This is a genomic window from Actinacidiphila yanglinensis (assembly GCF_900107965.1).
GTDB classification, from domain to species: domain Bacteria; phylum Actinomycetota; class Actinomycetes; order Streptomycetales; family Streptomycetaceae; genus Actinacidiphila; species Actinacidiphila yanglinensis.
The window spans coordinates 63,348-76,313 of record NZ_FNVU01000015.1 but is presented as its reverse complement, the minus strand read 5'-3'; the positions used below and the strand labels follow the sequence as shown (position 1 = coordinate 76,313).

Sequence of the window (12,966 nt, the reverse complement as noted above, 5' to 3'; positions counted from 1 at the left end):
CCCCGTGGTCGTGACGGCAGGCCGGCCGGGTCAGTCCCCGGTGGCTCCGTCGATGAGCTCCCGGACGATGTCGGCGTGCCCGTTGTGGCGTGCCGTCTCCTCGATCATGTGGATGACGATGCGGCGCAGGTCGATCCGGCCCCAGCGCTCATTGGGCACCGTCCGGTCCAGCGAGTCGGCGGCTTCGAGGATCTTCCGGCTGCGCTTGCACATGGCGAGGTAGGCGTCGACGATCGACTCGGCGGTCTCGTGCGGCTCGGGGCGGAACCCCGCCTCGGGATCGTCCTCGGTTTCGTACAGCGGTGGTTCGCCGGTCTGCGCGTACTCGTTGACGAACCAGCCCTGCTCGGTCTCGGTGAGGTGCTTCACCAAGCCCAGCAGCGAGGTGCCCGAGGGCACCATCGGACGGCGCAACTGCTCCTCGTCCAGGCCGTCCAGCTTCTCCAGCAGCGTCGCGCGGTGCCAGTCGAGCCAGGCGGCCAGTGCCTCCTTCTCGTCGGCCACCGCGGGTGGGGGAGTTCGCCGGACGGGAGTACGGAACACCATGGGGGGACACCTTTCCTCGGTCGGGCTGCGACGTTCGGGCTTCACCGTTCCCGCGGCGCGGGCGGATCAAGCCGGGCAGCCCTTCATCCGGCATCCTCCAGCACCGGACCGATCACGGTGCGCTGCCCGTGCCCGGACCTCGGGTACGCGTCCGCGGCGCCGGCCGGCAGCGGGTGGTCGGGCAGCGGGAAGCGCCGGCACAGGTCCCGCGCCTCGGCGGAGACCTCCTCCCGGACCGACTCGTCGAGCAGGTACTCCTGGCTGCCGAGCGGGCGGACCCGGTGCAGCACGGTGGAGACGAGGTCCGCGCAGCGCGCCACCTCCCCGGGGCCCATCCCGCGCAGGGCCAGGATGTTGGTGCCCAGACGCAACCCGCTGGTGATCCGCGGGCCGTGCGGGTCGCCGGGGATCGAGTTCTTGTTGACGACGATGCCGCAGCTCTCCAGGGCGCGTTCGGCGATTCGCCCGGTCAAGCCCTCCCCGGCGACGTCCAGAAGCACCATGTGGGTGTCCGTGCCGCCGGTCAGCACATGGTGGCCTGCGGCTTCGAGCCGTGATGCCATGTGCCAGGCGAGTTCCAGGATGCGACGGGCCATCAGCCGGAACTCGGGGGTGGCGACCGCGGCCAGCGCCCTGGCCTTGGCGGCGATGGTGTTCAGCCGAGGGGTGCCCTGCACGTAGGGGAAGACCGCGTTCTGCAGCGTCTGTTCGAGGGTCCTCCCCGACGGCAGGGCCCGGTCCGCGTCGCGGCCCATCAGGATGAGCCCGCCCCGCGGACCGTAGAGCTGCTTGTACGTACTGGTCGTCGTCACATGGGCGACGTCCACCGGGCTGGGGTGCACGCCTGCCGCGACCAGTCCCGCGATGTGCGAGATGTCCGCCACCAGGTAGGCACCGGCCTCGTCCGCGATGGCCCGGAACCGGGCGAAGTCCACCGTCCGCGGGTAGGCGCTGGCTCCGCAGAAGATCAGCCGCGGCCGGTGCTCCCGGCTGAGCCGGGAGACCTCGTCGTAGTCGATCCTGCCCGTCCGGTCGAGCCCGTAGGGCACCGCGCGGAAGAACCGCCCCGACATGGAGGCGGCCGCGCCGTGGGTGAGGTGGCCGCCGGCCCGCAGATCCATGCCGAGCAGGACGTCGCCGGGCTCCAGCAGCGCGCACAGCACCACCTGGTTGGCCGTCGAGCCCGAGTGCGGCTGGACGTTGGCGTAGCGGGCACCGAAGGCGGCCCGGGCGCGGGCGACCGCAAGCCGCTCCACCTCGTCGACGATGTCGCAGCCGGCGTGGTACCTGGCGCCCGGGTAGCCCTCGGTGGTGACGTTTCCGGCCGCGCTGGCCTCGCAGACCAGCACCGAAGGGTCGGCGATACTGGCCGCGGCGACCATGGACAGTGTCTCGTGCTGCCGGACCTGCTCGCGGTCCAGCAGCGCGTACAGGTCGGGATCGGCGCGGGCCAGCGACTGCACTCCGTGGGCGAGCGTGCGGGCGAAGGTCTGTCCGGTCATCGGGTCGCTCCTTCCGCCGCTGCGAACTGCTCCCGGGCGGTGTCGTCGGTCATTGATCGGATGTGCAGGTAGAGAGTGGCGATCGCGTCGGCGTCCAGACCGGCGGCGGTGGCGGCGGCCGCGGCGGCCCGGGCCTGCCCGGCCACCGTGGCGGACTCGAACACCTCGCGCAGCGGGATGTCCACGCGGAGGTTCTCGCGCACGGCCGAGGCGACCTGGGTCACGCCCAGTGAGTTGCCGCCCAGCTCGAAGAAGTCGTCGTGGGCACCGACCCGGTCGATCCGCAGCACCGCCTGCCAGATGTCGGCGACGGCCAACTCCAGCGGGGTGGACGGTTCGACGTAGTCGTTGCCCAGCGTCGCGCGGACCGGGTGCGGCGCGGGCAACGCGCTCCGGTCGAGCTTGCCGTTCGCGGACAGCGGCAGGGCGGACAGCGGCACGAACACCTCGGGGACCATGTGGTCGGGCAGGGTCCTGCGGAGGTGGTCCCGCAGCTCCGCGATCACCGGTGTCTGCTGCCCGGCCACCGGAACGACGTACGCCGCGAGGCCGATGCCGCGCCCGGAGCCATCGGTTCGCACCACCGTCAGTGCCTCGGCCAGCCCGGGGTGGCGCAGTAGCGCGGCGTCCACCTCGCCGAGCTCGACGCGGAACCCGCGCACTTTCACCTGGTGGTCCAGGCGGCCGAGCAACTGGACGGTACCGTCGCCGCTGTAGCGGGCCAGGTCACCGGTCCGGTAGAGCCGGGCGCCCGCCGGGACCTCCGGGTAGACACCGGCGAAGGGATGCGGGCGGAAGCGCTCGGCGGTCAGCGAGGGCCTGTCCAGGTAGCCGCGGGACAGGCCGATGCCGGCCAAGCACAGCTCGCCCGGCACGCCCGGCGGAACCGGGCGCAGGTCGGGCCCCACGATCAGCGCCTGCTGGTTGTCCATCGGCCGTCCGTACGGCAGGTGCGCCCAGTTCGGATCGACCGCTCCCACCAGGTACGCGATCGAGTGGATGGATGCCTCCGTGGCGCCGCCGAGCGCGTGCACCCGCAGCGCGGGGAACAGGGCCCTGGCCCGGTCCGGCAGCTCCACCGGTATCCAGTCCCCGCCGAGGAAGGCCGCCCGCAGTGTGGGGGCGGCCGGTGGACGGCCGCCGTACGAGTCGACCAGCGCCTCCAGCAGTGAGGGCGCCGAGTTCCACACGGTGACCCGGTGGTGTTCGACCAGTTCCGCCCAGTGCCGGGGGTCCTTCGCCCGGTCGGCCTCGGGAAGCACCACCGCCCCGCCGGCCGCGAGCGTACCCAGCAGCTCGTATACGGACATGTCGAAACTGGACGCGGACAGAGCCAGTACCCGGTCGTCCGGACCGACCCGCTCCCTCCGGTTGAGATCGGCGATGTTGTTCACCACGCCCCGGTGGGTGACCGCGACGCCCTTGGGTGTGCCGGTGGAACCGGAGGTGTAGATGACGTAGGCGAGGTTGTCCGGGCCCACCTCGGCTGCCGGCGCCGGGGCCTCGCCGGACCTGCCGTCGCCGTCGAGGCCCTGGTCCAGGTCGAGGTCGAGGTCGAGGACGCGCGGCCCGGGCGCTCCACCAGCACCCAGGACCAGCCCGGTGGCCGGATCGACCGGCAGCCGCCCGAGCAGGTCGCCCGAGGTCAGCAGCACGGCCGGGCGGGCGTCGGCGAGCATGTGCGCGAGGCGGTCGGCCGGATAGGCCGGGTCCAGCGGGACGTACGCGCCACCCGCCTTGAGCACCGCGAGCACGGCCACCGCCATCCGCTCGGAACGCTCCAGACAGAGCGCGACCCGCACGTCGGGCCCCACGGCCAGTCCCCGCAGCCGCGACGCGAGCGCGTCGGCGCGCCGGTCCAACTCGCCGTAGCCGAGTTCGCCGTCCGCCCGGATCAGCGCCGTCGCCTGCGGGGCGGCCGCCGCCTGCTCCTCGAAGAGCTGGTGCAGGCAGCGGTCCGGTGCCGGTGCATCCGTCCGGTTCCACACGCCGACCTGCTGGTCGAGTTCGGCCGCGGTGAGCCAGGGCAGTTCGCGGACCGGACGCCCGGGTTCGGCGAGGGCCGCGCCGAGCAGCACCTCGAAGTGCCCCCATAGACGGCGTACCGTCTCCGGGTCGAAGAGGTCGTCTGCGTACTCGACGAAGCCGGCATACCCTTCGTCGGTCTCGCGCAGTTGGACGTCGAGGTCGCACTGGGCGCCGCCGCGCTCGGTTCCGGCCGCGGACACCCGCAGGCCGGGCAGGTCAGGCACGGGCAGCGGCGCGTTCTGGAGGATGAACATCACCTGGGCGAAGGGTGTGCGACTGAGGTCGCGCTGCGGGCGCAGCTCGGCGACCAGCAGGTCGAACGGAAGATCGTGGTGGTCGAGTGCGCCCAGCGTGGTCTCCCGTACCCGGTCCAGCACCTCCACGAAGGTCGGGTCGCCGGCGAAGGAGGTGCGCAGCGGAACGGTGTTGATGAAGCAGCCGATCAACTGCTCGGTCTGCGGGGTGCGGGTCGCGGTCCCGGTGCCGACCACGATGTCCTCGCTGCCCGCGTAGCGTGACAGCAGTGACTGGAAGGCACCGAGCAGAACCATGAACGGGGAGACCGCGCAGCGGCGCGCCAAGTCCTTGGTCGCGTGGGAGAGTTCCGGTGACAGGGAGACCGCGAGCTGCTTTCCGCGCAGTGACTGCACCGGTGGTCGCGGCCGATCGGTCGGCAGGTTCAGCGACGGGGGGGCTCCGGCCATCCGCTGACGCCAGTAGCCGAGCAGTTCCTCCAGCCGGTCCCCGTGCAGCCGGCCGCGCTGCCACACCGCGTAGTCCGGGTACTGCAGCGCGATCTCGGCGAGCGGTGCCGGCGTCCCGGTCACGGCTTCCGCGTAGCAGGCGCCGAGTTCCCGCAGCAGGACCCCGCACGACCACAAGTCGGACACCAGGTGATGCAGGGTGAGGGCGAGCACCCGCTCGTCCTCGGAGGTGCGGAACAGCCGGGCCCGGATCAGCGGTCCCGCCGCCAGATCGAACGGCCGGGCGGCCTCCACCGCCAGGACCTGTGCCAACCCGTCCTCGGACACCGCCTCCTCGGGCAGGGCGACCTCGACCGACGGGTGCACCAGCTGGACGGCCCGGCCCTCGACCTCGGTGACGCTGGTCCGCAGGGCCTCGTGCCGGTCGACCACGCGCTGCAGCGACCGCCGCAGCGCCTCCCGGTCCAGCTCACCCGTCAGGCGCAGCGCCAGTGGGATGTGGTAAGCGGTGGTGCCCGGAGTGACCTGTTCGACGATCCAGAGGCGCTCCTGCGCGGAGGCCAGCGGGAAGATGGCGGTTTCTGCTGTCGGCATGACCGGCTCCGTACTCTGCCGTGGACGTGGGTGAGTGTTCGGGATCCGTGCGGGAGCGCCGCTCACGGTCGCCCCGATCCGGAGCCGGTGAGTGCCTCGGGCAGGGCCACCGTCCCGTCGGCCTTCCGGGCGCCGGTGTAGCGCGAGCGGTCGGCGCGGACGATGGTGTCCGCACCCGGGTCGCGGCGCGGCCCGTCCATGCCGCGGTCCACGGCGGCGGCGATCCGGGTCACGGTCGGCTCGACGAACAGTTCCTGCAGGGGGACGCGGACTCCGAAGTGTTCCTCGGTGCGCAGCGCCAGCCGGGCCATCAGCAGGGAGTGCCAGCCGAGAGCGAAGAGGTCGTCGTCGCGTCCCACCGAGGCCACGGCCAGCATCTCGGCGGCGAAGGCGGCGATGGTCCGCTCGGTCGCGGTGGCCGGAGCGGCCGGCCGCGTCCCGACCGCCTCCGTGGTCGCGGACAGGGCCCGGCGGTCGACCTTCCCGTTACCGGTGACCGGGATCTCCGGCACGGTCAGGAAGGAGCCGGGGATCAGGTACTCGGGGAGCAGGGCGCGCAGATGCGCGCGCAGTACGGCCGGGTCGAGCGGGTCCGGTCGCGAACGGCCGGTCGTCAGATATCCGACCAGTCCTGTCTGTCCGCCGGGGGAGCGCCGGGGCACGACGACGGCCTGCAGCACGTCGGGGTGGGTCCGCAGGGCCGCCTCGATCTCGCCGGGCTCGATCCGGTGCCCGCGGATCTTCACCTGGTCGTCGGCCCGGCCGAGGTAGACCAGCCGCCCGTCCTGGTCCAGCCGCGCCAGGTCGCCGGACCGGTACATCCGGCGGCCGGGAAGCTCGGGGTGCGGGATGAAGCGCTGCGCGGTCAGTGCCGGCAGGCCCAGGTATCCCCGGGCCACACCGGCGCCGCCGAGGCAGATCTCGCCGGGTTCCCCGACCGCCGCCAGCGCGCCGTCGGCACGGAGCAGCCGCAGGTCGGTTCCGGTCAGGGGGACGCCCAGCCCGATCGCGGACGTCGGATCCGTACCGCACGGCAGCGGTCCGTACGTGGCGTGCACCGTGATCTCGGTGATGCCGTACATGTTGGTGAGTCGGGTGCCGGGGTCGCCGTGCGCCCACCAGGTCTCCAGGTGCCCGCGGTCGAGCTTCTCGCCGCCGAAGACGATGTGGCGCAGGTCCAGTCCGGCGAGCTGGTCGGGGCAGGCGGCCGTCAGTTCCGCGAAGACGGCGGGAGTCTGGTTGAGCACGGTGACCCGGTGCCGGCGCAGCAGGTCCCAGAGCGCCCTGGGCGACAGCGTCGCCTCGGTCGGGACGATGACCAGGGCACCACCGTGGACCAGCGGCCCCCACAGCTCCCACACCGAGAAGTCGAAGGCGTAGGAGTGGAAGAGCGTCCACACATCGGTGTGGTCGAAGCGGAAGTCCTCGGCCGCCGCGAAGAGGTTGGCCACCCCCCGGTGTTCGACCAGCACGCCCTTGGGCCGGCCGGTGGACCCGGAGGTGTGGATCACGTAGGCCAGCCGGTCCAGGTCGCCGGGTACCTCCGGGGCCTGCTCGGGCAGCGCCGCGATCACCTCCGCCTCTGCGCCGAGGTCGATGACGTCGGCGGTGTACTCGGGGAGCGAGGCGAGGGTGGCGGTGGTCGCCACCACGACGCGGGGCGCGGAGTCCCGCAGGACATGGTTGATCCGCTCCGCCGGGTGTCCCGGGTCGAGCGGTACGTAGGCGCCGCCCGCCTTGGCGACCGCGATCACCGCCACCACCAGCTCGGCTGTGCGCGGCAGGCACAGCGCCACCATCGACTCGGGTCCGACGCCGGCCGAGCGCAGCCGGTGCGCCAGCTTGTTCGCGCGGGCGTCCAACTCGCGGTAGCTGAGCGAGCCGCCGTCCCAGAGCAGGGCGACGCGGTCCGGGGTTCGTGCCGCCCGGTCGGCGAACTGCTCGTGCACCGGCCGCAGCGGCCGGGCCTGGCGGTGCGAGCTGTCCGGCCGGTGGACCTCCGTGCGAACCTCCGTGCGGCCGACCGGCGTGTCGGGGTCGTGCACCAGGGCGCCGAGGACCTCGGTGAAGGACGCCGCCCAGCCTTCGGCGGTGGACCGTGCGAAGAGGTCGGGATCGAAGTGGAGCAGTCCGACGAAACCCTCGTCGGCGTCGGCGAGGGTGAGGCCGATCTCGAACTGGCTCGGAGGCGGAGTGAACTCCGCGGATTCCAGCCGCAGTCCGCCGATACTGCCCGAGGTCCCCGGCCTGCCCAGCGCGCAGGCGGCGACGAGCGCGCCGCAGGACCCGACGGGCCGATGCACCGTCAGGACGGCCTGTACCAGGGCAGGTCGACCGGCCTCGCGCCGCGGGTTGAGCCGCTCGACCAAAGAGGGGAAGGGGAGTCCGCTGTGGCGCAGTGCACCGCGAACGGTGGCGTGCGTGCGCCGCAGAAGGCTCCGGGAGTCCTCATCCGCGGACAGCGTGCCGCGCACCGGCACGATGTCGGCCAGCAGGCCGATCCGCGCCGCGTCGGCCGGGTCGGTGCGCCCGTGGACCGGGGTCGCCACCAGCAGGTCGCGCTGCGCGCTCACCCGCCCGAGCAGGACCTGCCATGCGGCCATCAGTACCGTGTACGGCGTGGTCCGCTCCTGGCGGGCGAGAGCGGTCAGCGCGTCGGTCAGTTCACGGCCGACCTCGACGGGCACGGCGTCGCCCTGAAAACGGCGGCTCGGCGGGCGGGGTCCGTCCAGGGGCAGCAGCAGGCTGGTGGGCGCACCGTCCAGCTGGTCGCGCCAGTAGTTCCACAGCTGCTCGGCGGGCGCCGGATCGGGCGGCGCCGTGGCCGGTCCCGGTGCGGTCCTGGTCGGCGGTTCGGGAGCGGGCGCCGCTTCGCCGGTCTCGACGGGATAGCGCCGGTCGATCTCCGCGAGGAGCAGTTCCAGTGACGCGAGGTCCGCGACGAGGTGGTGGACCGAGAGCACCAGGCGGTGCTCGCCGGGACCGGTGGCGAAGACCGTGACGCGCAGCAGCGGGCCGTGCTCCAAGTCGAAAGGCAGGTAGGCGGCTTCTTCGGTCCGCGAGCGAAGCACGTCTCCGCTCCAGCCGATGGCGTCATGGCGGGAGAAGTCCGGGGGCAGGTCGTCCGAGACCTGCCGGACGATCTCACCGTCCACCGTCCTGACAGTGCTGCGCAGGGCGGGGTGCTGCCGGACGGCTCCACGCAGGGCCCGCTCCAGGGCGTCGGTGTCCAAGCTGCCGTGCACGTCCACGGCGGCGGCGATGACCTGGCTCCTGGCCCCGGGGGCCAGTTGGTGGCCGAGCCACTGCGAGCGCTCGTTGGCGGACAGCGGCTGGATACCGACCGCGGCGCGGACGTCCTGTCCCCGCTCCGGCTGCGGCGCCGGTACCGGGAGCGGATCGGGGGAGCCTGCCAGTAGGCCGGCCAGCTCGGTGAGGCTGAGATCCGACACGTCGTCGAGCTCGACCCGCCGGCCGAGGGCGCGCTCGATGCGCTGCTGGAGGCCGACCGCGCCCAGCGAGTCGAGTCCCAGCGCGACCAGGGGGGAGTCCTCCGCGAAAGCCCCCTGGCCGAGGACGTGCTCCAGCTCCGTACGGAGCACGTCCAGGACGTCGGCGGTCCGCAGATCCTGCGCAGCGGACCCGGATTCGCGTGGGGGAGCGGTACGGGCCAGTTCCGGCAACGCACCGGCGAGCAGTTCCTCGCGGCAGGCCCGCCGCTGCACTTTGCCACTTGAGGTACGGGGCAGGCCGCCGGTCCTGATCAGGACCACCGCGTACGGGCGCACGCCGTGGGCCGCCGCCACAGCGGTGCTCACGGCCTCGGCGACCTCCGCGAGGTCTCCCTCGAAGGAGCGGTGCACCTCGTGCACGACGACGAGTTCCTCGGCGTCGAGGACCTTGAGCGAGAAGGCGGCCCCGCCGCCGCGGGACAGCGCGGGGTGGGCTGCCTCGGCACTTTCCTCGATGTCCTGCGGGTAGTGGTTGCGGCCGCGGATGATCACCAGATCCTTGAGCCTGCCCGAGACGTGCAACTCCCCGCCGCTCAGATAGCCCAGGTCCCCGGTGCGCAGGTACCGGGTGCCCGGCTCGTCCTCCAGCGCGGCCCGGAAGACAGCCGCGCTCTCCTCGGGTCGGCCCAGGTAGCCCTCGGGCACGCTGGGAGACGCGATCCAGATCTCGCCGACCGTTCCCTCCTCGCGGCGCAGCCCGCTGTCCGGGTCGACGATCCGCACCTGGTGCTCCTCCGGTACCGCGCCGCAGGAGACGAGGGCGCCGCCGGCTTCGGGCGGGGAGTGGTCGATCCGTACTTCGGTGCCCCGGACCTTGGCGCTGACCAGGAGCGTCGCCTCGGCGAGTCCGTAGCACGGGGTGAGCGCCTCGGCCCGGAAGCCGCACTCGGCGAAGGTCTCGGCGAACTGCCGCAGCGTGTGCGGCCGGACGGGCTCGGCGCCGTCGAAGGCGACCTCCCAGGCGCTGAGGTCCAGGGCCGCGCGCTCCTGCACGCTGACACGGTCCACACACAGCTGGTAGGCGAAGTCCGGTGCCCCGCTGATCGTCGCGCGGGTGCTGCTGATCGCCTCCAGCCAGCGGGCGGGACGCTGCACGAACGCGGTCGGGGACATCAGGGTGCAACTGCCGCCGCAGTACACGGTGCCGAGTACCGAGCCGATCAGTCCCATGTCGTGGTACATGGGCAGCCAGGACACCACACGGGTGGCCTCGGATGTGCCGAAGAGCCTCCGGGTGACCGCGGCATTGGCGAGCAGGTTGCCGTGGGTGAGCAGGACTCCCCGGGGAGTCCCGGTCGAGCCGGAGGTGTATTGGACGAACGCCGGGGTCCCCGCGTGCACGCCCGGCGCGGTCCAGTTGTCCGCGTACTCGGTCGGTACCTCGTCCGTCGCCACGATCCGCAACCCGACGTCCTCCGCGAACAGAGCGCCCAGCCGCAGCGCGGACTCCGCGGTGGTCAGGGCATGCGTCGCCCCGCAGTCCGCGGCGATGCCCAGGACGCGCCGTACCGAGCGCGGACGGCGGGTCGGCGGATACGCGGGCACGGCGATCGCGCCGGCGTACAGGCAGCCGAAGAAGGCGGTCACGTACTCCACCCCCGGCGGATAGAGCAGCAATACCGGGCGATCGGCGAGCCCGAGTTCCCGCAGCCGCGCCCCGATCGCGCGTGCCCGGCGGTCGAGTTGGCCGTAGCTCAGTGCGGCCGCCGGCTCCTCGCCGTCGACGAGGAAGTCGAAGGCGGCACGGGCGGGTTGCCGGTCGGCGGTCCGTGCGAGCAGTTCAGTCCAGTCGCCCGCGCCGGGGTTCGGCTGTGTCATCGGCACCTCACTGGTCCTGGGCGCGGGGCGTCTCCCTCGCCGGATGGGCGGTCCTGAGGATCGGTGTGCGGATCAGACGATCGCGCGGCCGTGCGACCCGTAGCGCCGGTCCTCCGACTGGCGCAGGTCCGCGGTGATGTTGATGCGGCGCAGCCAGCGGTCGCTGCCGTCGTAGCGCGCCTCGAACGGGCGGCGGCCGTGCACGGCCCGCTTGTTGTCGATGACCAGCAGCTCACCCGGGGCCAGGACCACGTCCTGGATCCGGTCGTCGATGGACCGGATCACCTGGTCCAGGGCCTTCTCCGCGGGCTCGTCGTCCAGGTCGCGCTCCATGAACGCGGGGTCAAGGCGCACGAACGGCGCGGCGGGGTCGCCGGTGAGCACGGCGGTCCGGTGCGGACTGCTGTTCATCTCGGCGACCTGCTTGAACGCCCGGCCGACCCAGTCGTCCTCGTCGACGCCGGTGGTGGCCTCGTTGAAGGCGGCGGTGTGCGACTCGTCCGGAAGCACCACGAAGCGGTCCTCGAAGAGCACCCGGGAGGTCTCCTGGTCCAGCGGGACATCCTGGATCGGCAGGAAGGTCGTCGGCACCCGGTCGTGGTTGCGCAGGCAGAACAGCATGAGCCAGTCCGCGCGCAGCGGGTGGAAGGCGTCCTCGTTGTGCCACTCCAGGTTGACCGTCGAGCTGGACCCGAGCTGCGACTCCTCGTGCCCGCGCACCGGGAACACGTCGAGTACCAAGCGGCCGCGCTGCTGGGTGAGGTAGGAGAAGGGATTGCCCAGCAGGGAGCCGGTGAGGAGCAGCAGTGCGGCGGCGCGTTCGGCCTCGGCGCCGTCGGGCGTGTCGGTGTAGGAGAGCGGGGTGGGGCCCACGGCGGACTCGTCGATGGGCAGACCGGAGATGACCAGCCCACCGTAGGGGCGGCCGGTCAGCCGGAAGGAGTTGAGCACGCTGCGCAGCCGGAGCGGAAGCCCATGGGCGTGCAGGGCCAGCCGCTCCAGCCGTTCCTCAAGCGGACGGCCGGGGTCCTCGGCGAGCACCGTGTCGGTCGTCGCGCGGATCGCCTCGCGCTCGTCGGCGGTCAGTTCGAGGCCGGGGATGTTGTCGGTCGCTCGGACGGTCAGCTCCTCGGAGCCTGCCGTCCGCATCGAAGTCGAACCCATGTCGTACCTCCGGGGAACGTGCGGGGATCGAAGTGCCGTGTCGGCCGTGCTTCGGCGGCGGCCGGCACGCGGTGGTGCACAGGACACGACAGTGGCAACAACCATCGCCGGGGCGACAGTCGGGAGGATGCCTGACAGCAGACCCTCCCCGCTCCGGCAACCGGCGGACGTTCGCGCACTACGGTTCGAGACCGAGACCGGGGCTGCTCCGCCCGAGGAGGACGCCCCGGCCGCCGTCCCAGGAGGAGGCAGCCGTGTCCCACAGCCCCGTGTACCGCGAGCGCGGGCTCACCATCGCCGCGGGTTTCAACGGCCCGCCGACCAGCGCCAACGGCGGTTACGCCTGCGGTCGGCTCGCGGCCATGGCCGCCGAGCACCTGGAAGGACCCGTCGCGGTGACACTGTTGTCGCCTGTGCCGCTCGCCGTCCCGCTGGTCTACCGCGTGTCGGGGCGGCGCGGCCAGGCGTGGGCCGGGGACGAGCTGGTCGCCACCGTGAGTCCCGCGAACGACGAGGTGGTGCCGGTCCCCGGGATTTCCCCGGCGGAGGCCGAGGTGGCCGCAGAGTCGTTCCTGGGCCGCACCGGCCACCCCTTCCCCACCTGCTTCGCTTGCGGTGTCGACCGCGGGGGCGAAGGACTGGGACTGACCCCGGGACAACTGCCCGGGCGCTTCGGCACGGTCGCCTGCGTCTGGTCACCCGACGAGCGGCATGCCGACGCGTCGGGGACCATCGCGGCCGAGGTGGTCTGGGCGGCGCTGGACTGCCCTGGCGGCTGGACCACCGATCCCCGGATCGAACTGCGGTTGCTGGGCCGGATGACCACCCGCGTCGTGGAACCGCCGCGCGCCTCGCGCCCCTGCGTGGTGGTCGGTCAGCGCACGGGCGGCGGCGGTCACGTGGTGGTCAACTCCACAGCCCTGTACGACGCGGAGGACGGCAAGCTGCTGGCGAGCGCCACGGCCCACTGGGTCGCGGTCTGAGGCGGCTCCGTTCCCACCGGTTTCGCCGTGGACAGCGCGGCCGCGTCGTCCAGACACAACCAGGGCTACCGGTTTGCCCGGATGCCCTTCCGGGCGCACGGCCTTCGCGGATCTG

At 72.7% G+C, this 12,966-nt stretch carries 6 protein-coding genes; 1 reads left to right on the top strand and 5 read right to left on the bottom strand.

The genetic code is table 11. The features are described 5' to 3' along the window. Positions 1–30 precede the first annotated feature (30 nt). The 5 genes from C4U44_RS28375 to gntD form a co-directional block, all read right to left on the bottom strand. Positions 31–546 (bottom strand): DinB family protein, encoded by a 516-nt coding sequence (locus tag C4U44_RS28375; protein ID WP_103888905.1) that lies wholly within the window; start codon positions 544–546, stop codon positions 31–33. 83 nt (positions 547–629) lie between these two features. Continuing rightward, positions 630–2,048: a serine hydroxymethyltransferase gene (locus C4U44_RS28370; RefSeq protein WP_103888904.1), complete on the bottom strand. Its 1,419-nt coding sequence runs from the start codon at positions 2,046–2,048 to the stop codon at positions 630–632. Further along, positions 2,045–5,374: a non-ribosomal peptide synthetase gene (locus C4U44_RS28365; protein WP_103888903.1), complete on the bottom strand. Its 3,330-nt coding sequence runs from the start codon at positions 5,372–5,374 to the stop codon at positions 2,045–2,047. Before C4U44_RS28365 ends, C4U44_RS28370 begins: the two co-directional genes overlap by 4 nt. Positions 5,375–5,436: 62 nt before the next feature. Continuing rightward, on the bottom strand, positions 5,437–10,704 hold the full coding sequence (locus C4U44_RS28360) for a non-ribosomal peptide synthetase (RefSeq protein WP_103888902.1): 5,268 nt from the start codon (positions 10,702–10,704) through the stop codon (positions 5,437–5,439). A 72-nt stretch (positions 10,705–10,776) separates the two neighbouring features. Beyond that, a complete protein-coding gene (gene gntD, locus C4U44_RS28355; RefSeq protein ID WP_235032410.1) occupies positions 10,777–11,868 on the bottom strand; it encodes a guanitoxin biosynthesis L-enduracididine beta-hydroxylase GntD in 1,092 nt (363 codons plus the stop codon). A 254-nt stretch (positions 11,869–12,122) separates the two neighbouring features. Between gntD and C4U44_RS42755 the strand changes: the two genes are divergently transcribed. After that, entirely contained in the window at positions 12,123–12,851 is a 729-nt protein-coding gene (locus C4U44_RS42755) for a hypothetical protein (RefSeq protein WP_235032409.1), read from the top strand. The last annotated feature ends 115 nt before the right edge of the window (positions 12,852–12,966 follow it).